Raw genomic sequence first — 22,286 nt, forward strand, 5'->3', positions numbered from 1 at the left:
GAGGCTCATAGGGGCTCCGCAGATGAACTTGCTTCGACATAGCTGTCGTTCTGACGGGCACGAATGACTTTCATCGCGAGATCTTGTGGGTTGCTGCGAATGTGGCTGAGGCGGTTTTCCAGCTTTTGACCCATTTCTTCGATCGGGTTTTTGACCTGTCTCCCAAGGATGACCTCTAGTTGGTTGCTCAACCTTTTGTTGGACTCGTTCAGGGCGCGTTCAAGGGCCTGTGCCAAACCGTCGTTGTTCTGGGATTGAATGGACTCGAGTTGCTTGATGACCGGTAGCATGGCTTGAAGAAGATCGTCTTTCAGGTCTCGGGTAACATTGTTTGCGCTGGATGAGTGTTGAACCAATGTGGCCAGGTATTCCTCACCTACGCCAGGTTCAAACAGGCCGTTCATTGCGTCAACAAGGTCGTCAAGTGCGGCAAGGTTTTTTCTGTAGAGCGATTTTTCCCAGTGCGTGATGACCATGGCAGCACCAATAGCGGCTGCGGAGGCATAGAATGCGTCGCGAACACCGCTGATTAGCAGGGTAATACTTTCGTTCATTTTCTCGACATTTGATGCGTCAAAGTTGCTCAAGCCGAAAAGCAGACCGGCAAAGGTACCAATGATGCCAATACCGGTCAGGATGCCCGGCAAGTGTTTGAAGTAATCAACACCTAGCGGTCTGTCAATGACTGTTGCTGCAGAGAAGTGGGTTGTGACCGGTACCGTGAGCCTGAACTTTCGGTTGCGTTTGACCCCGTTGATTGTTCCGGTTTGCGGGTGCAGGGTTTTGGCGAAGTCTTTCCAGGCTTTTTCGAGCATGGTGCCCTGGAAGACCCTGCTAACTCCGTCTTTGCGCATGAAGTCGTCGCCTTCAGTCATTGAGCGCACGGTGATGCCGACTTTGGAAACCACTTCAGCAAGCTCTTTGGACTTGACAACGTATTGTCTGTAGAAGTTAAAGCTGGCCAGACAAAGCAGGATTAGTACCGTGACGGGTGGGATGAGCTGGATCAGGTTAGTGCTTGAAGGTCCCACTGTGGACTCCTTGATGGTGGATTAAAGACGTCAACTAGATTTCTCACTACAGGTTTTAAGTTTCCTAAGGCGAGATTTGGTTCCAGAAATATTGACTACGAACAGTGATAGGCCAGAAATGCAAAAAGGCACCCCAGAGGGTGCCTTTTCACTTTGCATGGGGGTCGGAGCCCCACGCAATACTACAAAATGATTAGATGGGTAGGCTTTCAGTCGGCAGCATGCCTGTTACCGTGTCCAACGGCGTACCAGTTGACGAAATCGGCAGGGCAGATGGATCAAGCATCGCGGTGATATCGTCAAGAGGCGTACCCGTGCTCGGGATGGAAGCATCACCGCCACCACCAGCAGACAGGTCCGTCAACACACTGGGGTCAAGCAGTGCAGTCGCTTCGTCCAGCGGTGTGCCCGTCTCGGGAATACCGGAACCACCACCACTCAAGGCATCGCTTACCGGGCCAAGCACTGCATCCAAAGGTGTGCCTGTGGGGCCTTCAGTATCACCACCACCGCTGTCATCACCACCTGGCATGGGCAATCCGCCTTCCAGTGCCGCAATCAAGGGGTCTGTCACCGGCGTCAAGCCATCAAACACCTGGTCCATGCCGTCGGCCAAAGGTTCGGTGGCCATGGGCAATGCATCTGTTGCGGTGCCCAAGCCATCAAACAAGGGGGCTGCAGCATCGAAAATCTGGATCAAACCGTCATTCAGCGGGGTCAAAACCGGCTCCAATCCGCTCACCACCTGCGACAAACCATCGGCGATCTGGGGCGTTGCCATGCTCAGGCCATCACCCAACTGTTCTGCAACAACACGCAAGTTCACGGGCAATGTGTCCGCTGCAGCGGTTACCTGCCCATCTTCATTGCCGACAATCACGTCCACCAAGGGGGAAATGGCCTCTTCCACTGCCTCTGTCACCGGGGTGACGTTTTCGTCCAGGGAATCGGTCACAGGGCTAACGCCAACCAGGGTGTCCGTCAGCGTGCCGTTGACCGGGGTCAGCGCAGGTTCCAGTGCATCGGTCACCGGGGCGGTTTCATCCAGCACTGGGTCCAAAGATTCAGTCACTGGCTCCAGGGCACCCACAGGTGCATCCACCACGGTGGTTACCGGGGCCAGTGTATCCACAGTTTGATCTACAGCCGGGGAAGCGGGGCCTGCTGCGTCAGTGACGGGCTCAAGCGTTCCTGCAGTTGCTTCACCAGAACCGCCGCCGCCAGAACCATCGCCTGTGCCGCCGTTACTGTCATCGCTGCCCAGCACGAATGCTGCACCCGCAGCAGCAGCCAATGGGCCGGCCATGCCACCCGCAGCCAAACCAGCGCCGAACAAACCGAACATGCCGCCAGAACCAGTAATGGCCACTGTTTCGCCCTCGGTCAGCAATTCGAACTCGCCTTGAGCCAACTCGAATTCGGCGCCTGTCTCGCCCTCTTTCAAGGTTGCAACCGCGTTGGACTGAAGAATACCCTCAGTCGCCTTTTGTCCTTCTGCTCCGGGGAATTCGATGTAAGCAGAACCTTCTGCGCTGGTGGTGACGGTGTCACCGGCAGAAATGATATCGCCTTCTTTTAGAAGGACCTGTTCTCCGTCTGCGCGGGTTACAGAAACCTCGCCCAGTACGCTTTTGATTATTCCAGTGATGTTAGCCACAATACATTCTCCGACGATGGTGTGTTCAATTTAAAGTGCAGCGAGGTTTCGCCTTGTGAGAGTTTTACCGGGCGGAGTCGGAAATCGGATGCAAATATTGCTTATTATTTTTCAATCTTTAACAAAATTTGTAAGTTTTCTGCTTACGTCGTTAACGACTCATCATTCAGGGAACACTTCCGGCGAAACAAGCAGACTGTATTTATTCTGGTATGGCCGGATAGTGTACCTCTTTTGGGGGGTGCCTGAGCACACCCCAAATTGGTTCTCACCACGCCAGTTGACGCACCGCCAGTTCTTTCATGATTTCCTCGGCGCCACCACCAATGCACATTACTTTGACCTCGCGGTAGATGCGCTCGGTCGAGCTTCCACGCATAAAGCCCATGCCGCCCAGAATTTGTACGGCCTCGTTGGCGCAATGCTGCAAGGTTTGAGTGGACTGGTTTTTCAGCAAACAAATGTCGGCCACCAGTTCTTCGTTGATGTCACCTTGGTCGATGCGCGCAATGGTTTCGTCGAACCAGGCTTCGGTGGACCGAATTTTCATGCGCATGTCCGCCAGTTTGTGTGCAATTACCTGATGGTCAAGCAATCGCTTGCCAAAGGTTTGGCGGTTTTGGGCCCAGTCCAGTGCCTCGTTTAAACATACCCTTGAAAACCCGACACAGGCACCCGCCAACATGAGGCGTTCGGTGTTGAAGTTTTCCATGATGATGCGAAAACCTTTGCCTTCCTTGCCGACCAGGTAACTGGCGGGTACTTCAACGTTGTCGAAGTAAATGCTGGCGGTGTCGCTCATCCACCAGCCGGTTTTTTTAAGCGGGCTTCGCGTCAGGCCCTTGATGTTGCCGGGCACCATGATCACAGAAATACCGCGCGCACCGGGTTCGCCTGTGCGCACTGCCACGGTCAGCCAGTCGGCACGCACACCGCTGGTGATGAATACCTTTTCACCGTTGATTCGGTAGTGGGGTACTCCGTCTTTTTGAAACAGGTCGGCTTTGGTTTTCAGGTTGGCCACATCGGACCCGCCCGAGGGTTCGGTAATGGCCAGTGCGCTAATGGCATCGCCTTTGAGCACCGCGGGCGCAATCATTTGAACCAGTTCTTCACTGCCGTGGTTCAGCAAGGGCGGCAAACCAATGTTGTGGCTGAACAGGCCCGCCAGCAAACCGCCACTGCCTGCAGAGCACACGAGGTTAGAAAGCTTCAGGCGATCGGCAAGCGTGCATTCAAAACCACCGACTTCTTCCGGGTAGCCCAGGCCAAGCAAGCCGAGTTCACCGGCTTGTCGGTAGAGTTCGCGCGGGAATTCTCCGGCTTCGTCCCAATCATTGATGTGGGGTTTGATTTGTGCGTTGACAAATCGCTCTACCGAGCGGAAAAAGTCTTCCATGAATGATGTCTCCTCCAGCCGCGCTGTGTATTGTTTATTGAATCTGGCTTAGTTGGACCATGGCTTGTTTTTGTTTCATTTGGTCGCCCACCTTGATATGCACCTGTTCAACAATCGCGGCTGTTTTGGCGCTGATGCGGTGTTCCATTTTCATGGCTTCCAAACACACCAACACTGTGCCGGCTTCAACCTGCTGGCCGGGCTGAACCAATACCTGTGTCACCTTGCCGTTCATCGGGCTGCTGACGACAGGTTGAAATACGCCTTCTGCAAGGGCCGAGGCACTTAGCAAGGTTTCATCATCAACACACAAAGCCTGTGGGTATAACCATTGCTGAACCCAAACACCGTTGTTACAAGGTGTGAGGGTGTATTGCGCAGATTGCCCGTTCACCATCGACTTGATGGTGTAACTGCCTTGCGGTGCTGCGGTGCAGTGCCAGTGTTGAAGCACCACGGTTTCCTCACCAAGCCCCTCGATTTCATAGCCGTTGGTGTTGTTGCTGACTTTCAAATTGAGCGAATTGCCCTGGGTTTTTAGTTTCAGTGGTCGCGGCAGTGCGCGCGTGCTCGAAAACCCGGTGAGTGTTGTTGGCCAGGCTGAGTGGTTTTGGTGTTGTGCATAGGCCAAGAACACGGCGGCCACTGCGCACTCTGCCTGAAAGTGTTGGGGTTTGAGCAACTCATCCGCATGTTGGGCCAAGAAGCCGGTGCCAAAGTCGCCACTCTGAAACACGGGGTGGCTGGCAATGCGTTGCAGGTAGAGTGCGTTGTGCTCGAACCCAATCAGAACGGTTCGATTGAGCGAGTCGGCAAGTTTTTCACAGGCAGAAAGGCGGTTCTCGCCATGCACAATCACTTTGGCCAGCAGGCTGTCGTACCAGGGGCTGACTTCGCCGCCCGTTTGCAGTGCATGGTCGCAGCGGCTGTTTTCATCTGGCTTCCAAGCCAGCACCGGGCCTGTTTGTGGCATGAAGTCGCGTGCCGGGTCTTCTGCACACAGGCGGCCTTGAATGGCATGGCCTGTGAAGGTGATGTGTTCTTGTTGAAGGGTGAGGTGTTCGCCCGATGCGATGCGCAGTTGCCATTGCACCAGATCGATTCCGGTAATGGCTTCGGTGACACCATGTTCTACTTGAAGGCGTGTGTTCATTTCAATGAAGTAAAAATCCCCGCTTGCATCGAGCAAAAATTCAACTGTGCCTGCCCCCACATAGTTAGTCGCATGCACCAGTTTCAGTGCCGCCTCACCCATGCGTGCACGCAGTTCCGGATTCACAGCGGGGCTGGGTGCTTCTTCCACAATTTTTTGGTGGCGGCGTTGCACGGAACAATCGCGCTCGCCCAGGTGCACGGCGTGGCCATGCGTGTCAGCCAACACCTGAATTTCAATGTGGCGTGGGTTGATGATGGCTTTTTCAAGCATTACCCGGTCGTCGTTGAACGCGTTTTTCGCTTCCAGTTGTGCAGAGTGCAGTTGCGATGCGAATTCGGATTCATTCACCACCAAACGCATGCCCCGTCCGCCGCCACCGGCCAGTGCCTTGATCATGACCGGGTAGCCGATGTGTTGCGCTGCGGCCATGAGATCAGCAACGCTTGAATTGGGCTCAGTGTGGTTGCCACTGAACCCCGGAATACAAGGCAAGCCCGCTTGCTGCGCAATTTCTTTTGCGCGCGCTTTGTCTGCCATGTCGGCAATCGCTTGCGGTGTGGGGCCCACCAGTGTAATTCCTGCTTCCGCACAGGCTTGTGCAAAGGCCGGGCTTTCAGACACAAAACCGTAGCCGGGGTGAATGGCATCCGCCCCGGCTTTCAGGGCAGTTTCAATCAGCTTGTCGATTCGCAAATACGATTCAAGCGAAGGTGCGGGACCAATGCAGTAAGCTTCATCCGCCTCTTGCACATGCATTGCTTTTTCATCGGCCTCGGAATACACGGCCACTGTAGACAGACCTAAGGGTTTGGCTGCACGCAAAATTCTGCGCGCAATTTCATTGCGGTTGGCAACCAGCAGTTTCTTGATTCTAGGCATTCTTTTTCTTGCCCGGTAAAATGCCCATGAATTTGCAGATAATGCTTAGCATCACTTCGTCTGCGCCACCTCCAATCGAAATCAGGCGACCATCGCGGTACAGCTGCGAGGCGGGGTTTTCCCAAGTGAAGCCCATGCCGCCCCAGAACTGCAAGCACTTGTCTGCCACTTCGCGCACCAGGCGGCCGCTTTTCAGTTTGCACATGCTGGCCAACTCAGTCACTTCACCACCGGCCACGTATTCTTCGGTGGCTTGCCACACCAAGGCACGCAGGGCTTCAATTTCGGTTTTCAATTCAGCCAGCGTGAAGTGCACAACTTGTTGATCCAGCACGGTGCTGCCAAACAAGTTGCGTTGACGGGTGTAGTTGATGGTTTCATTGACTACATGCATCATGCCTTCGATGCTGTTGGCCGCGCCCCAAAGGCGCTCTTCCTGAAACTGGATCATCTGGTACATGAAGCCCGCGCCTTCCATGCCAATCAGGTTACGCTGGGGCACGCGCACATTGTCAAAGTGGATCAGACCGGTGTCGGAGGCCCACATGCCGATTTTGTGAATCTTCTTTTCAATGGTGATGCCGGGGGTTTTCATCGGCACAATAATCAGCGATTTGTTCTGGTGGGGTTTGCCTTCGCTGGTATTGGCCAACAGGCAAATCCAGTCGGCTTGCAGGCTGTTGGTGATCCACATTTTGCTGCCGTTGATCACGTAGTCGCCGCCGTCTTTTTTGGCGCTGGTTTTAACCCCGGCCACATCTGAACCGGCGCCGGGTTCCGACACGCCAATACAGGCCACCATGTCGCCAGCAATGGCAGGGGCTAAAAACTCACGGCGCAGTTCGTCACTGCCGAACCGCGCCAATGCGGGTGTGGCCATGTCGGTCTGAACGCCGATTGCCATGGGCACGCCGCCACAATGGATTTTGCCTAAAGTTTGCGCCGCCACCACGGAATAGCTGTAGTCCAAGCCCATGCCGCCAAACTCTTCCGGTTTGGTCAGGCCCAGCAAGCCAAGATTACCCATCTTTTTGAACAGCGCGTGGGCGGGAAACATTTGTTCCTTTTCCCAAGTGGCCACGTGTGGGTTGATTTCGTTTTCTACAAAACGCTCAATGGTGCGTTGCAGCTCTTTGTGCTCTTGGGTAAGTCTCACTCCGTTCTCCTGATGCAAATCAAACGTTTGTTTGAATAATAGCATCAGCTTATGAAAATCGGAACTGTTAAATGCAGCGTGTCTTTCATCGACAGGCTCAAGGATTTCTTCTAATGTTTGCTGGCGTTTGCCACTTTGATGCTTTCGGTCTTGCTGAACATTTGGCCTGCAAAATGGATGGCCTGTTCATTCAAGGCTTGAGTGCTGTTGTGCTCGGGATCGCGGTTGGAAAAATCTGTCCGAATGGCTTTTACCCGTTTGTAAACCACTTCGAAGGCTTCTGGTACTACCTTTGAAACATAGGCCAGGCCCACCAGATCGGCCAAGGTCTCTTCAAAATGGACGTTGCTTTTGAATTGAACGCCCAAATAGGCTTCCAGCGCCTTTCTGGATTCGACCCGTTTTCCTTTTTCCGACATCAGGCAGTGGGTTAGTTCGTGTGCCGATGTGAAGGCCAGAAATGCAGGCTCCATGCCGTCATGGCCTGAATCGAGGAAATGCGACCACACCCGTTTGGCGTCTGCATGTTGGTTTACATGCACAACGCATGCTTTGATGCCGCTGTTGGTCAGGAATGGGGAAGGATTGTTCATGGTGCTTTCGCGGACGTGGATACGATCGGTGTCAATTTCATACACTTGGGCAAATTGCTGAATTTCATCTCGCATGGTGGCCGTGTCTGGCAAGCTGGCTTGGGGTGTGAACAGGCTGACCAAGCCGAAAAAAAGACCGTTCCACATGGCATGCTCCCAACAATTTCACTAATGTGTTGAGAACGGCATGTTTTAATGTTTTCAACATTGCACCAATGCGTTGCCCTTAAAGGGGGTATTCAAAGGGGGTGGGGGCTTGAAACAGGCGCTGACATGGCAAAATGAACTGAGTCAAAAATTTCAACAAAGGAGTCGATTCGCATGAGCATTAGTCCGGTGGCCATCATCACGGGTGCAGCAGGCAATTTGGGCCAGGCCGTGGCCGCGCATTTGGGCGGTTTGGGGTACCGCCTGTTGTTGATCGATTTGCACCAGCCGCCCTGGGAGGGCGAAAGCGATGCGGTGTCAATTGGCAATGTGGATTTGACTCAGCCCGAGCATGCGCAGGAGGTGGTGAACCAAGCGTGGGAATACTTTGGTCAAATTGACGCAGTGGTAAACATTGCGGGTGGCTTTGTGTGGGAGCGCCAGGTTGAAAGCAGCCTGGATACCTGGAACAGCCAGTACGCCATGAATGTGCAAACTGCGGTTAACATGTGCCAGGCAGTTTTGCCGCAGTTTCAAGACCAGCGCGGTGGCGCGATTGTGAACATTGGCGCTGCCGCTGCGGGAAAGGCTGCTGAAGGCATGGGTGCTTATGCAGCTGCCAAATCGGCGGTGCTTCGCTTGACAGAGGCCTTGGCTGTGGAGAATAAGCATTTGGGCATTCGTGCCAATGCGGTATTGCCCAGCGTGTTGGACACGCCGGCGAATCGGGAGTCCATGCCGGATGCCGATCCATCCGACTGGGTGTCGCCTGACTCTTTGGCGGGCGTCATTGCATTTTTGTTGTCAGACGCTGCGCGTGACATTAACGGCGCTGGTATTCCGGTGACAGGGCGGGTCTGAGGGTTTACTTTCTGTTGGCCAAACCGTGCAGGTAGTTGTCGATGGTGAATTCGGCCTGGGTCATCAGGTCGAACAATTCTGGGCTCAACACGTAGTTTGCAAAAAGCCCGTCGATCAATGAATGCAAGCCGATGGCAGCTTGCCGTGCGTTGATGTTGGCAGACAATTCCCCTTTGTCAATTGCGGCCCGGAAGGCGACTTCAATGGTTTGAAGGCAGTCTTGTATGCTTTCCAGGTGCATGTCGCGAATGGGTAGCATGTCGTCCACCATCTCGGTTTTGTGCATTACGATGTCGAAAACCCGTTGTGTGCGGGGGTCTTCGGCCAAGGTGCGCACCACATGCATTGAACGGGTGCGCAGATAAGCCAAAGGCTGCTGTTCCGGATGCAGATCGGGTGTTGCGACAAATTCATCCATGGGCAAGATAACCCGTTGCAACATGGCATCGAAAAGGTCTGCCTTGTTCTTGAAGTGCCAGTAAATAGCTCCCCGCGTCAGTTCTGCCGCATTGGCAATGTCATTCAGCGTGGTTCTCGACACCCCTTTTTCTGAAAATATGGCCTCGGCCGTGTCCAGAATCAGGTTGCGTGTTTCCTGCGCTTCTTCCTTCGTTTTTCTCACCACAATCGTTGTCGCCAAATTGAAAAGTTATTTACATACACTCATGTATGTATGTATTATCTGACTTTCCGGTCAATAAATCAACCCGAAAAATTCCTACAGGGATATAACAGGGCAATTATCATGCACAGTAACTCGTTGAATTCACAGAAAACTCAAGCTTCTTCCTACAGCCGCGCATTCGCAGGGGTGACCCTTCTGCCCGCGCTGCTGGTGACTGTTTTATCCAGCGCCTTGTTGCTGGGCTGCGGCCAGGGTGCCGATGCCCAAGCGCCCGGTGGTTCCCCCGGCGGTGGACAGGCCGTGTCTGTACCTGTGGTTGAAGTAAAACCTGAACAACTGGAATTGACATACGAATACCCTGCCCAAATTGCAGGCCTGCGTGAGGTTGAAATTCGCGCCCGCGTGGCCGGTATTATCGAACGCCGCTTGTTTGAAGAAGGCGCACGCGTGAAAAAAGGTCAGTCTTTGTACAGCCTTGACAATGCCCCTTACCAAACAGCGCTGGCCCGCGCCTTGGCCGATGAAAATGCAGCCAGGGTTCGTGCGGCGCAGGCTGAGCGCGATTACAAGCGCGTCATGCCGCTGGCGGAAAGCAAAGCGGTTTCGCAATCAGAACTGGATGGCGCGCAATCGGCTTTCGAGATCGCCAAAGCGGATTTGCTGGTGGCCAGCGCCGCCGTGCGCACGGCGCGTTTGAACCTGGAATACGCACGGGTTCAGTCGCCGGTGAATGGCTTTGCAAGCCGTTCGCTGTATTCCGAGGGCAGCTTTGTGTCTGGCCCTTCTGAGTTGCTGACAACTGTGACCCAGATCGACCAGGTGTATGTGAACTTCGGTATACCGGGAAAAGACCACGACCAGCTTCGCAAAGGCATTGCAAACCTGGTGGTTGAGGTGTTGGGTGCCGATGGCGAACCGATTGGCCTGAAAGCCAGGTTGGGATTTCAGGATGTGCGCGTGAACCCCGCAACAGGCACGGTGGATGCGCGTGCCGTGTTGGCCAACGAGAAAGAGGTACTAAGCCCCGGACAGTTTGTCCGCGTTCGCGTGAGTGGTGCAGTACAGAAGGATGCAGTGTTGTTGCCCCAGCGTGCTGTGCTTGAAAACCCGGCGGGTGGAAAAATTGTAATGACAGTGAGCCCGGAAAACACCGTGGCCCCCCGCCCTGTGCAGGTAGCCCAGTGGAAGGGCGACCAGTGGGTGGTGACCAATGGTTTGAAAAGCGGCGACCTTGTGATGACCGATGGCTTTATGAAAGCGCCCCCCGGCACGCCAGTGCAAGCCGTGATGGCAACTGCCCAGGCAGCGGCTGTAACTGAACAAACTGAATCGAAGCAGTAAAAGGGGCCCGCACATGTTTTCGAAATTCTTTATTGACCGGCCTGTGTTTGCGGCCGTTCTGTCAATTTTCATCATTTTGGCGGGTTTGGCCGCCATGCGTGGCTTGCCCATTGCCCAGTACCCTGAAATTGCGCCGCCTGTGGTGCAGGTTCGCGCTGTGTATCCCGGCGCGTCGGCAGAGGTAATCGCCAGCACCGTGGCTGCCCCGATTGAAAATGCCATCAATGGTGTTGAGAACATGATGTACATGAGCTCGACTTCGGCCAGCAGTGGCGTTGTTGAAATCATGGTGACGTTTGAAATTGGCACTGACCCGGACCAGGCTGCGCTGAACGTGAACAACCGCGTGAAGCAGGTGGAAAACATTTTGCCGCAGGAAGTGCGTAGACAGGGCGTGACGGTAAACAAGGGTTCATCCTCCTTCTTGCAGGTGTTGGCGTTTTATTCCGAAGATGGACGTTTCGACGACTTCTACACCTCGAACTACGTCACCTTGAACGTGCTGGACCGCATCAAGCGAATTCCCGGCACCACAAACGTTCAAATTTTTGGTGCGAAAGACTATGCAATGCGCATCTGGATCAAGCCTGACCGCATGGCCCAGTTGAAGTTGACGGCGGGCGACATTGCAGCGGCATTGAACGAACAAAACGCGCAGTTTGCGGCGGGCAAGGTGGGCCAGGCCCCGAACAACAATGGTCAGGAATTGGTGTACACCATCACGGCGCAAGGCCGACTTCAAGAAGTGGAAGAATTTGAGAACGTGTTGATCCGCGTGAACGCAGATGGTTCTTCACTGCGTTTGAAAGACGTTGCGCGAGTTGAACTGGGCTCTAAAGACTACGACTTCACCGGCCGTATTAACGGCAAGCCCGCCACGCTGGTGGGTGTGTTCCTGCAACCAGGCGCCAATGCCCTGGATGTTGCAAAAACCGTGACCAACACCGTGGACGAGTTGGCAGCGGATTTCCCCGAGGGGCTTGATTATGCGGTGCCCTACGACACCACACGTTTTGTGGAAGTGTCGATTCGCGAGGTGGTGAAGACGCTGGCTGAAGCGATGATCCTCGTGTTCATCGTGGTGTATGTGTTTCTGCAAAACTGGCGTGCCACCTTGATCCCCATTATGGCGGTGCCGGTTTCGCTGCTGGGTGCGTTTGCCGGTTTGTATGTGCTGGGGTATTCAATCAATACCTTGACATTGTTTGGCATGGTGCTGGCCATTGGTATTGTGGTCGACGATGCGATCGTGGTGCTTGAGAACGTCGAGCGCATTATGCACGAAGAAGGTTTAAGTGCCCGCAAAGCTGCGATCAAGGCCATGCAGGAAGTAACCGGGCCTGTGATTGCAATTGTGTTGGTGCTGTCGGCCGTGTTCATTCCGATTGGTTTTCTGGGTGGTTTGACCGGCGAGCTGTACCGTCAGTTTGCCATCACGATTTCCATTGCGGTGATTGTTTCCGGTGTGGTCGCGTTGACACTGACCCCGGCATTGTGTGTGTTGATGTTGAAGCACGAACACAAAAAACCAGGTCGGTTTTTTACGGCATTCAACAACTGGTTTGCACGCGTAACCACCCGTTATGTGGGTGGGGTGAAGTTCATCAGCATGCGCCCGGCCATTGGTATTGGCCTGTTCCTGGTGATGCTGTTGGTAACTGCCGGTTTGTTCAATGCCACACCGGGTTCACTGGTTCCTGATGAAGACCAGGGATATTTCATTGCCGCAGTATTCCTGCCCGATGGCGCCACATTACAACGCACCGACAAGGTGGTGGCTAAAGTGGTGGATGCTGTTGCTGCCAACCCGGCCAACGAGTATTCCGTCGCATTCACGGGCTTTGACTTTCTGGGTGGCAGCTTTAAAAACAATGCTGCCACCATGTTTGTAACCCAGCGCCACTGGGATGAACGCGAGGCTGTGACCAAAGACCTGGTGGGTGAATTGTTTGGCCGCACGGCAGGCATTCAGGAAGGTTTGGTGCTGGCCTTTGCGCCGCCCCCCATCTTTGGTTTGGGCAATGCTGGAGGCTTTGAGTTTTACATTCAAAACCGTGGCGAAGGCGGCCCGGCTGAACTGGCCAAAGTGATGAACGACTTCATGGCCAAGGCCAATGCAGACCCGCGCCTGGCGGGTGTGCAAACCTTGTGGCGCCCCGGCACGCCGCAGTTGTATGTGGATGTAGACCGCGAACGCGCCCGTGCGATGGGCGTGAATGTGAACGAGGTGTTTGACACCTTGTCCGCAAGCCTGGGTACTTACTATGTGAACGACTTCAATAAGTTTGGCCGTACCTGGCAGGTGTTGATGTCGGCCGATGCGCAGTACCGCAAAAGCCCGACTGACATTGGCAACATGTATGTGCGTTCCAACAAGGGCGAGATGATTCCCATTTCAGCCTTTGCAAAAGTGGAGTTTTCGCAGGGTCCGGAAACTTTGGAGCGTTTTAACAATCTACCTGCAGTGAAACTGTTGGGCAGCGGTGCGCCAGGTGTCAGTTCTGGTGAAGCCATTCAGGCGATTGAAGACATTGCAGCCGATGTGTTGCCCGATGATTTCAGTTACGACTTCTCTGGTGCGTCTTTTCAGGAAAAGCGGTCCGAAGGCTCATCCAGCTTTGCACTGATTTTGGGGGCATTGATGGTGTTCCTGATTCTGGCTGCACAGTATGAAAAGTGGACGCTGCCGTTTTCTGTACTGCTGGCCATGCCGTTTGGCTTGTTTGGTGCCTTGCTGGCTGTGTGGATGCGCGATATGACCAACGACGTGTATTTCCAGATTGGCTTGGTGACCTTGCTGGGCCTGGCTGCGAAGAACGCAATTTTGATTGTTGAATTCGCTGTGTTAAAGCGTGAGGAAGGCATGAGCGCCCTGCAAGCGTCGCTGGAAGCGGCTCGTTTGCGGTTTCGGCCGATCTTGATGACCTCGTTTGCGTTTATTCTGGGGGTTGTTCCGCTGGCGTTTTCCAGCGGTGCCGGTGCCGGCGCGCGAACTGCGGTAGGAACCGGTGTGATGGGTGGCATGACTGCCGCCACCCTGCTGGCTATTTTCTTTGTGCCCCTGTTTTACCGCCTGATCGACAGAGGTGAAAAAGGTGGACGACACCATGGTGATGAAGAGGAAGCAAATGATTCATCCAATCAACAAACAACGAACAAAGGGGGTGATCATGTTTAAAGCCCTTCCAAAAACTGCAATTGCATTGGGCCTTGTTTTGGCCATGACAGGTTGTGCTTCCAACATTCCCCTGCTGGAAAGGTTCAGTGGCAAGCCAGAGCAGCCCACTGAGGTTGTGGTGCCCGAGAACGCCAGGGGCATGGGCATGAAGGATGTTCAGAACGAGGCCTGGTGGTTGCTGTTGGGCGACCCCACCTTGACCGCGGTGGTTTTACAGGCCTTGAACAACAACACAGATGTGCGTTTGGCCAATGAACGCCTGAACGAAGCCGGCGCTGTGCTGGGCATTGCGAAGTCGCAGAAATGGCCCTCGGTTTTTGGCCAGTTCACCAACGGGCGCAACCGCCCTTCCCAGGCCGGAAACGTGCCGGTGTTTGGCGGCCGAAATGTGTATGAGAACAACAGGCTTGGGATTGGTGCCACCTGGGAGCTCGACTTGTGGGGTCGAATTGGTGCGCTGGAAGACGCAGCCCGTGCGGGCTTCATGCAACAGGGTTACAACGTGCGTGGTGTGCGCTTGAGCGTGGCTGCAACCGCAGCATCGCTGTACACGCAGGTGCGCGTGTTGGGCCTGCAAGTGAAAGTGCTGGAACAAACCCTTGAAAGCCGTGATGCTGCGTACAAGCTGGGCAAACAGCGTTATGACGTGGGCTTGAGCAATGAACTTCAATTGCGCCAAACCGAGGCCGAATTGCTGGCCGTGCGCGCCCAGTTGCCCGACACCCGCGAACAACTGGCCCGTGCACAAAACGCATTGGCGGTGATTGTGGGTGGCAATACCCCGGCGTTGCCGGATTTGGCAGTGGAAAATCTTGAACTGACCCGTTTGTTCATTTTGCCGGAAGACACGCCTTCAGAATTGCTGTTGCGCCGCCCCGACCTGGCTGCGGCCGAGCAGCAGTTGCTGGCTGGTGAGGCCAACCTTGAAGCCGCCCGCAAAGCATTTTTCCCGTCGATTGGTTTGAGTGCCTTTGGTGGTCGGGAAAGTGCCGATTTAAGCGATTTGTTCACTGGGCCAGCCCGCATCTGGAGCTTTCAGACGCAAATTACCCAGCCCATTTTTCAGGCAGGCCGTTTGTTTGACGAACGCGATGCCGCCGTGGCAAGGCGCAATCAGGCCGTGTTGCAGTACGAGGCCAGCATTCGCACCGCCTTTCAAGAAGTTTACGATGCCATAGTGGCCCAGCGTGAAGCGCGCGAACGTTTGCAGGCCCGCCAGGAGCAGGTTCAAACCCTGACCCAGGTGGTTCGCCTTGCACAACTTCGTGTGGACAATGGCGTGGCCAACCAGCTTGAATTGCTGGATGCCCAGCGCAATTTGTTGAATGCACAGCTTAGTTGGGCCTCGGCTTGGCAAACCCAGCAGGGCGCCACGCTGGCGATGGTGCGCGCTTTGGGCGGCGGCTTCGATGCCGAGGAAGTGGCACTGAAAGAGTAAGCTGCGAATTGATTGACCTGTTGAAGTGCTGTGCGATATAACCAAGACGGGTTAGCCCACAGCATGCATTCATATTCATGACGAAGGAGCTGGAAATGGCAGGTTATTTCGAGTTGATGAAAAGCAGCGATGGTCAGTTCCGGTTTGCATTGAAAGCCGGTAACCATGAAACCATTCTGACCAGCGAACTTTACAAAACCAAGGCCTCTGCAGAAAACGGAATCGAATCGGTTCAGAAGAATTGCGGCGATTCTTCCCGTTATGAGAAAAAAGTGGCGCTCAATGGCAAATATTACTTTAACTTGAAGGCAGCCAATTACCAGATTATCGGTTCCAGCCAGATGTATGCAAGCGAGCCTGCCTGCGAGGGTGGTATTGAATCAGTTAAAATCAACGGCAAGTCGGGCACCGTCAAGGATTCGACTGGGTGAAACCCGATTGGCTTGATTTCATGTAGAGCAAATCCCCTATCTGTTCTGAAACTTCCCGGTTATGATCAAACCATGACATCGAAGAATGTCATCTTTGATCCATGCGCCGGAGACCATTCATGACCGCCACCACTGCCCGCAAAAAAACTGCGCGCCCCGCGTCGAACACCGACGTGCCGTTGAAACAACGCAATGTGAAATTTGATTGGACCGAAACACCGATTGACTGGATTCCGGGCGAGCCCTTCCCCAGCTATTTCATCAACGAGATCAACCTGATTTTGCCCGCAGGCGAATTCTGGTTTTGTCGCCTGTACAACAAGGCTTTGCCCTTGGTGCGCGATGAAAAACTGACAGAAGATGTACGTGGTTTTATTAAGCAGGAAGCCATGCATGCGCGGGGACACAGTTCGGCCACTGAAGAATATCTGGCGGCACGTGGCATTAAAACCGAGCGCAACCAGAAGCTGATGAAGTGGTTGTTTGATGTGGTGCTGGACGACAACCCTTTCGGAAAAAAAGTACCTGCACTGCTGGAGCGCCGCTGGCTGCTGGCCCGCCTCGGTTTGGTGGCCACCATTGAACACATGACCTGCGTGCTGGGCATGTATGTGCTGGAAAACAGAAAGTGGGATGAATTGAATTCGGACCAGGTGTTGCTGGACCTGATTCGCTGGCATGGTGCTGAGGAAGTGGAGCACCGCAGCGTGGCTTTCGATTTGTACAAACACCTGGGTGGCGATTACCTGTCGCGCTACTACCTGGCCGCCATTGTTGTACCCATGATCATCGGTTTGTGGGTGGATGGTGCGGCCAACATTGCCGGGCAAGACCCCCGCTTTGCCAAGAAAAAGCCGGCGGTGTACAAGCCCTGGATGTGGATCGAGTGGCTCAAGAGTTCCCGCAAGGGTTTACTGCCCAACCCGTTCTGGTTGGTAATGCAACAATTGCCCTATTTCAGCCCGTGGTACGATCCGTCCAAAGAGGGATCAACCGAAGTGGCCCAAAACTACCTGAACCAATCGCCTGCCGCCATGGCCGCCTGATCCGAACTTTCCCCGGCTTGTCGCGTCCATACAGACATGTTATGTTGCTGGCTATGACAAAAGTGGTCCGAATCCTTTGCATGTGGTTGATGTTGTTTGCGTTGCCTGTACAAGGCATGGCGCAGGTCGGCATGTTCGCGTGCCATTTGCAGGGTGACGCCACTGGGCCAGTTCAAACAATGGACCACGGCTTGATGGACCATGCCTCAATGGATCACAGCATGCATGCTGTGAACGCCGACCCGGATCCTGATTCCTCAAAGCAGGTCATGAAGTCGCTTCACGGGTGCTGTAATTGTGCACCCACCTGCGCGGTTGTGTTATTGCCAGTGGCACAAGCCAGTTTTGGCTCGATTCAGCACGACACGCTTCACGCCGTTTCAGTTTCACAACTTCCCCATTCTGCCGACACGCGCCGAATAGACCGGCCGCCCAAAACACTCGCAATTTGATTCGTGGGCATTGCGTGGCTCAATGGCTGCGCATGCCTTGTCTATTGAATGATTGCGAGGACCTATGAAGTTCCATTCCCTATTCGCGTTGCCTTTGCTGGCGCTGGCTTTGCCTTCCCATGCCCAACCGGCTGCGCAAGAACTTGAATATCAATCGGTGTTTGAAGGCTACCAAGCCTATTCTGAACCCGAAATACAAAACTGGCCAAAGGTGAACCAGTTGGTCGAAGAAATTGGAGGCTGGCGCGTGTATTCCCGCGAACCTTATGCCGACAAATCCGGCGAAGACAACGCTGCACCGCCACAGGATGACCCACATCGCCAACACGGAGGTGAGAAATGAATGCACCCCATTTGCTGAGAAAAACGGCTGTTGCACTGGCGGTGCTGGTGTTGGCTGGTTGTGCATCGGTGAACATCAATGAATCGGTGGAGAAAACCAATCAGGAATTGAATGGTTTCACCAACGGCCAGTTGAGCCTTGTTCAAACCGATGAGCAGCGCAAAGCCATGGCCACCAAGGCCGATGACATTTTGAAAGAACCACTGAGCCAGCCTGCTGCCGTGGAATTGATGCTGACCCATAGCCCGCAATTTCAAACCGTGCTGGCCGAGAACTGGGCTCAGGCTGCGCAGGCCGCCCAAGGTGGGCGCGTGCACAACCCAGTGTTTGCGTTCGAGCGCTTGCGTTTCAAGGATGAACTTGAAATTGGTCGCTTGCTCAGTTTTGGTTTGCTCGATTTGCTCAGCCTGCCTGCCCGTCAAGGCATTGCCCGCACGCAAATTGACCGCGTGCAATTGCAGTTGACCAGCAACGTGGTGGATCAGGTAACCCAGATACGCCAGGCTTGGGTGGACGCCGTGGCAACCAGGCAGGCGCACACCTACGCACAGCAGGTGTTTGAAAGCGCGCAAACCAGTGCTGAACTGGCCCGCCGCATGCAGGAAGTGGGCAACTTCACCCGTTTGCAACGGGCCCGGCAGCAAAGTTTTTATGCCGATGCGGCATTGAACCTGGCGGCCACACGGCACAAAGCCATCGCCAGCCGCGAAGCACTGGTGCGCATGCTGGGTTTAAGCACTGAGCAAGCCAACCAAATAAAACTGCCTGATCGTCTGCCTGATTTGCCGGAAGAACCCAAAGCCCCTTCGGCGGTGGCCAAACAAGGCGCCAAGCGCCTGGACGTGCGCATGGCCAAACAAGGCTTTGATGCAAGTGCCAAGGCACAGGGTTTGGGCAATGTGGCCAGCTTTGTCGACATTGAAGTGGGTGTGCGTTACGACACCATTTTCGACAATGACACGGGCGAACGCGCCAACAAAAAGGGGTGGGAACTGGAATTGAGCCTGCCCATTTTCGATTGGGGCGGCATGAAACGCGACGCAATGAACGCCAACACACTGGCTGCTGCCAACCGGCTTGAAGCCACGTTGCGTGCTGCGCAATCCACCCTGCGGGAAAGTTATTCCGCCTACCGTACTACCTACGACATTGCACGCCATTACCGCGATGAAGTGGTGCCCCTACGGCAAACCATCGCCGATGAAAACCTGTTGCGTTACAACGGCATGTTCATTGGGGTATTTGAGTTGCTGGCCGATAGCCGCGACCAGGTAAGCACGGTTGTTCAGGCCATCAATGCACAAGCCGATTTTTGGCGGGCCGACGCCGCCCTGCAAGCCACCGTGGTGGGCAAGCCCATGATGGTGTCTGTCAGCGGTGCAGCGATGGGTGCGGGCGGTGATGCCGGCGGTGGCCATTAAGTAGTGGCCATTGAGTGATGGCAAACATACAAGGATTTTAAAATGACTTCCAGACGTGAATTTTTCAAAGCCGCCGCGATGACCGGTGGTGCAGTGGCGGCAGCCAGTGTCAGCAATGTGGCGATGGCCGCCTTGCCTGAACCGATCATGCAAACCTCGCCCGACACCATGCCCCCCTTGGTGCCCAACACCGGGCGGCCTTACAACCCGGTGGTCACCTTGAATGGCTGGACCTTGCCCTGGCGCATGAACAAAGGTGTGAAGGAATTTCACCTGGTGGCTGAGCCTGTGCTGCGTGAAATGGCACCGGGCATGACAGCCCACCTGTGGGGCTACAACGGTCAAAGCCCAGGCCCCACCATTGAAGTGGTGGAAGGCGACCGCGTTCGAATTTTTGTGACCAACAAACTGCCCGAGCACACCAGCATTCACTGGCATGGCCAGCGCTTGCCCAATGGCATGGACGGGGTGGCGGGTTTGAACCAGCCGGCCATTCCTTCTGGAAAAACCTTTGTGTATGAATTCGAGGCCAAGCGCCCCGGCACCTTCATGTACCACCCGCATGCCGATGAAATGGTGCAAATGGCCATGGGCATGATGGGCTTCTGGGTAACGCACCCGAAGAACAAAAACCCGCTGATCAGCGAAGTGGATCGCGATTACTGCTTCTTGTTGAATGCTTACGACATTGATCCCGGTGCCTACACACCGAAGATCATGACCATGCTCGACTTCAATTTGTGGACCTGGAACAGCCGCCTGTTCCCCGGCATTTCACCGCTGGTGGCACGCAAGAATGACCGGGTCCGGATTCGAGTGGGCAACCTGACCATGACCAACCACCCCATGCACATTCATGGGCACGAGTTTGAAGTGACCGGCACAGACGGCGGCCCCACGCCCAAAGGCAGCCGCTGGCCCGAAGTGACCGTGGACATTGCGGTGGGGCAAATGCGGCAAATGGAATTCATCGCCAATGAAGAGGGCGACTGGGCGTTCCATTGTCACAAAAGCCACCACACCATGAATGCCATGGGGCACGACGTGCCCACCATGATTGGCGTGGACCATCGCGGCATGACCAAAAAAATCACCAACCTGATTCCGGATTACATGGTGATGGGCGAACGCGGCATGGCCGACATGGCTGAAATGCAAATGCCCCTGCCCGACAACACCATTCCCATGATGACGGGCGATGGGCCATTTGGATCTGTGGAAATGGGCGGCATGTTCAGCATGCTCAAGGTGCGCAAGGACCAAAAGCCCGGCGACTATTCCGACCCCGGTTGGTACAAACACCCCGAAGGCACGGTGGCCTACGAATTCACGGGGGAGCTGGCCAAACCAAAACGCAGCAGTGGTGCGGGCAAGGGCAGCATGGAATTGAAGCAAAAGAACCAACCCGAGATTGAACTGAAGGTGCGCAAACCCAGCGGCCATTCAGGGCATTGATAAACAGGCAATACGTAAAGGAATGTAAATCATGAAATTATTCAGGAAGACATCTGTCTTATTTGCATGTGTGGTGCTTGCTGGCGCTGCAGCAGGCCCAGCCGTTGCGCACGGCGACAAGAAACACAGCAGCGCCCCGGTGGTGAAGGAACAGAAAGAATGGGGCATTGCCGGTGATGCTGCGGCTGTGAAACGAATCATTGAGGTGAGCATGGGCGATGACATGCGTTTTCAGCCCGGCAAGCTTGACATTAAAGAAGGCGAAACCATTCGTTTTCGCGTGAAAAACACGGGCAAGTTGTTGCACGAGTTTGTGATTGGAACGAAAGCAGAAAACGCAAAGCATGCCGAATTGATGATGAAGTTTCCCGGCATGGAGCACGACGAGCCCTACATGGCGCATGTGAACCCAGGCAAGTCAGGTGACATTGTGTGGACATTCAATCGTGCGGGAACGTTTGAGTTTGCATGTTTGATTGCAGGTCATTTCCAGGCAGGTATGGTGGGAACAATCACCGTGGCAGCCAATTAACTTTTGAAGGAGTAACACCATGAACAACACATTGAAACTGAGTGCGATTGCATTGACCCTGCTGGGTGCTGGCAGCGTGTTTGCTGCCAATCACAGTGGCGCACACAACCACGACCATGGCGCTGCGAAGGAAGCAAAAGAAATCGTGGCTGCCGCTGAAATGGCCGATGGCGAAATTCGCAAAATCAACAAAGCCACCGGCAAGGTGACCTTGAAGCACGGCGAGATCAAAAGCGTTGAAATGCCGCCCATGACCATGGTGTTTGGTGTGGCTGACAAAGCCATGCTGGAGGGCTTGAAAGAAGGCGACAAAGTGAAGTTTGATGTGAAGCAGGACGGGTCAAACTACACCGTGACCGAGATCAAAAAAGCGCAGTAAGTTTTACTGCTTACCGGTACGAAATCAGGCCATTGGGTTTTGCAGCAAATGCTTCCAGCCCACTGGCCTGGTCCGCCAGCACACCGGCAATTTCACCCTCAAAGTGTGCTTGCTCATTGAAGCTGGCCAGGCTGATTCCGCGCTGGCCAAACAGTAGTTTGCTCACGCTGCAGTTCGTGATCATCCAGTTCAAATTGAATGCATTCGAATCGGGCAGTTGAAGCAAATTCTGCGCAACCGCAGTAATCGGCCCGCCTGAAGTAAACACCACCACATTGGCTGAGGGCCTTAATTGCATGGCCTGCGCAGTGACAGCGCCCAGACCGCTCATCACCCTTGCCTTGAATACACGCCAGCTCTCCGGGTAATCGGCATCGTGTTCGCCGCTGACCCAGCGTGCAATTGCCTTCTCGAAAATTTGCTGGAAGGCTTTGCGCGGCTCGGCATCTTGAGTGACCTGTTTTTCGAACGCATCTGAATCGTCATATTGGCCAATCAAGGCCTGCAAAATGGCTTCGTGGTCGTATTCGTTCAGGGTGGGAAGCTGCACAGGTTCCTGAAGCACACCATAGGTGCTTGAAAAAGCCTGCGCGGTTTGCAAATGTCGGTTCATGCTGCCACTGAAAAAACCATGCAGGCCAATTTTTCGCGCTCTGAACCAGGCACCAAGTTGTGCGGCTTGAAGCTGCCCAAGATCAGACAGATTGTCGTAGTCTGCGCTGTCAAAACTGGCCTGGCCGTGGCGAATCAAATAGAGAGTGCCCAT

Annotated in this window: 20 protein-coding genes; 12 read left to right on the forward strand and 8 right to left on the reverse strand. The window is 54.4% G+C overall.

Going from position 1 to position 22,286, the window contains the following annotated elements:
• Nucleotides 1-5 precede the first annotated feature (5 nt).
• The 6 genes from V7028_RS02680 to V7028_RS02705 form a co-directional block, all read right to left on the reverse strand.
• On the reverse strand, nt 6-1,031 hold the full coding sequence (locus V7028_RS02680) for a hypothetical protein (RefSeq protein WP_334118561.1): 1,026 nt from the start codon (nt 1,029-1,031) through the stop codon (nt 6-8).
• A 193-nt stretch (nt 1,032-1,224) separates the two neighbouring features.
• Nucleotides 1,225-2,688, reverse strand: a complete 1,464-nt coding sequence (locus V7028_RS02685; protein WP_334118562.1) for a hypothetical protein — start codon at nt 2,686-2,688, stop codon at nt 1,225-1,227.
• A gap of 268 nt (nt 2,689-2,956) precedes the next feature.
• Nucleotides 2,957-4,087: an acyl-CoA dehydrogenase family protein gene (locus tag V7028_RS02690; protein ID WP_334118563.1), complete on the reverse strand. Its 1,131-nt coding sequence runs from the start codon at nt 4,085-4,087 to the stop codon at nt 2,957-2,959.
• Between the two features lie 34 nt (nt 4,088-4,121).
• Complete coding sequence (locus V7028_RS02695) at nt 4,122-6,122, reverse strand: acetyl/propionyl/methylcrotonyl-CoA carboxylase subunit alpha (RefSeq protein ID WP_334118564.1); 2,001 nt, start codon at nt 6,120-6,122, stop codon at nt 4,122-4,124.
• Complete coding sequence (locus V7028_RS02700) at nt 6,115-7,278, reverse strand: acyl-CoA dehydrogenase family protein (RefSeq protein ID WP_334118565.1); 1,164 nt, start codon at nt 7,276-7,278, stop codon at nt 6,115-6,117. Before V7028_RS02700 ends, V7028_RS02695 begins: the two co-directional genes overlap by 8 nt.
• A 110-nt stretch (nt 7,279-7,388) precedes the next feature.
• Nucleotides 7,389-8,018 (reverse strand): hypothetical protein, encoded by a 630-nt coding sequence (locus V7028_RS02705; RefSeq protein ID WP_334118566.1) that lies wholly within the window; start codon nt 8,016-8,018, stop codon nt 7,389-7,391.
• A 174-nt stretch (nt 8,019-8,192) separates the two neighbouring features.
• On the opposite strand from V7028_RS02705, the gene V7028_RS02710 reads away from it, so the two are divergent.
• Nucleotides 8,193-8,879, forward strand: coding sequence for an SDR family NAD(P)-dependent oxidoreductase (locus tag V7028_RS02710; protein WP_334118567.1), 687 nt, complete (start codon nt 8,193-8,195; stop codon nt 8,877-8,879).
• Nucleotides 8,880-8,883: 4 nt separating this feature from the next.
• On the opposite strand, the gene V7028_RS02715 is transcribed toward V7028_RS02710, so the two are convergent.
• Nucleotides 8,884-9,501 carry a TetR family transcriptional regulator gene (locus V7028_RS02715; protein WP_334118568.1) on the reverse strand — a complete coding sequence of 206 codons (618 nt, stop codon included), beginning with the start codon at nt 9,499-9,501 and terminating at the stop codon, nt 8,884-8,886.
• Nucleotides 9,502-9,624: 123 nt separating this feature from the next.
• On the opposite strand from V7028_RS02715, the gene V7028_RS02720 reads away from it, so the two are divergent.
• The 11 genes from V7028_RS02720 to V7028_RS02770 all read left to right on the forward strand — a co-directional run bounded on the left by V7028_RS02720 (nt 9,625) and on the right by V7028_RS02770 (nt 21,520).
• Nucleotides 9,625-10,845, forward strand: a complete 1,221-nt coding sequence (locus tag V7028_RS02720) for an efflux RND transporter periplasmic adaptor subunit (protein ID WP_334118569.1) — start codon at nt 9,625-9,627, stop codon at nt 10,843-10,845.
• A gap of 13 nt (nt 10,846-10,858) precedes the next feature.
• Nucleotides 10,859-14,023 carry an efflux RND transporter permease subunit gene (locus V7028_RS02725; RefSeq protein WP_334118570.1) on the forward strand — a complete coding sequence of 1,055 codons (3,165 nt, stop codon included), beginning with the start codon at nt 10,859-10,861 and terminating at the stop codon, nt 14,021-14,023.
• Nucleotides 14,016-15,461 carry an efflux transporter outer membrane subunit gene (locus tag V7028_RS02730; protein WP_334118571.1) on the forward strand — a complete coding sequence of 482 codons (1,446 nt, stop codon included), beginning with the start codon at nt 14,016-14,018 and terminating at the stop codon, nt 15,459-15,461. Before V7028_RS02725 ends, V7028_RS02730 begins: the two co-directional genes overlap by 8 nt.
• 95 nt (nt 15,462-15,556) lie before the next feature.
• Nucleotides 15,557-15,892 (forward strand): YegP family protein, encoded by a 336-nt coding sequence (locus V7028_RS02735; RefSeq protein ID WP_334118601.1) that lies wholly within the window; start codon nt 15,557-15,559, stop codon nt 15,890-15,892.
• A 119-nt stretch (nt 15,893-16,011) separates the two neighbouring features.
• A complete protein-coding gene (locus tag V7028_RS02740; protein WP_334118572.1) occupies nt 16,012-16,938 on the forward strand; it encodes a metal-dependent hydrolase in 927 nt (308 codons plus the stop codon).
• 53 nt (nt 16,939-16,991) lie between these two features.
• Nucleotides 16,992-17,390, forward strand: coding sequence for a hypothetical protein (locus V7028_RS02745; RefSeq protein WP_334118573.1), 399 nt, complete (start codon nt 16,992-16,994; stop codon nt 17,388-17,390).
• Between the two features lie 64 nt (nt 17,391-17,454).
• Entirely contained in the window at nt 17,455-17,733 is a 279-nt protein-coding gene (locus tag V7028_RS02750) for a hypothetical protein (protein ID WP_334118574.1), read from the forward strand.
• The gene (locus V7028_RS02755) at nt 17,730-19,154 is read left to right on the forward strand and encodes a TolC family protein (RefSeq protein ID WP_334118575.1); all 1,425 of its coding nucleotides are present in this window, start codon (nt 17,730-17,732) and stop codon (nt 19,152-19,154) included. The genes V7028_RS02750 and V7028_RS02755 overlap by 4 nt, the downstream gene beginning before the upstream one ends.
• A 42-nt stretch (nt 19,155-19,196) precedes the next feature.
• Nucleotides 19,197-20,609, forward strand: coding sequence for a multicopper oxidase domain-containing protein (locus V7028_RS02760; RefSeq protein WP_334118576.1), 1,413 nt, complete (start codon nt 19,197-19,199; stop codon nt 20,607-20,609).
• Nucleotides 20,610-20,640: 31 nt separating this feature from the next.
• Nucleotides 20,641-21,141, forward strand: a complete 501-nt coding sequence (locus tag V7028_RS02765) for a cupredoxin domain-containing protein (RefSeq protein WP_334118577.1) — start codon at nt 20,641-20,643, stop codon at nt 21,139-21,141.
• Between the two features lie 19 nt (nt 21,142-21,160).
• On the forward strand, nt 21,161-21,520 hold the full coding sequence (locus V7028_RS02770; RefSeq protein WP_334118578.1) for a copper-binding protein: 360 nt from the start codon (nt 21,161-21,163) through the stop codon (nt 21,518-21,520).
• Between the two features lie 10 nt (nt 21,521-21,530).
• Here V7028_RS02770 and V7028_RS02775 read toward each other — a convergent pair whose 3' ends face one another.
• Complete coding sequence (locus tag V7028_RS02775) at nt 21,531-22,286, reverse strand: histidine phosphatase family protein (RefSeq protein ID WP_334118579.1); 756 nt, start codon at nt 22,284-22,286, stop codon at nt 21,531-21,533.

Origin of the sequence: Limnobacter sp., from assembly GCF_036846585.1 — a bacterium.
In the GTDB taxonomy this organism is placed as follows: Bacteria; Pseudomonadota; Gammaproteobacteria; order Burkholderiales; family Burkholderiaceae_B; genus Limnobacter.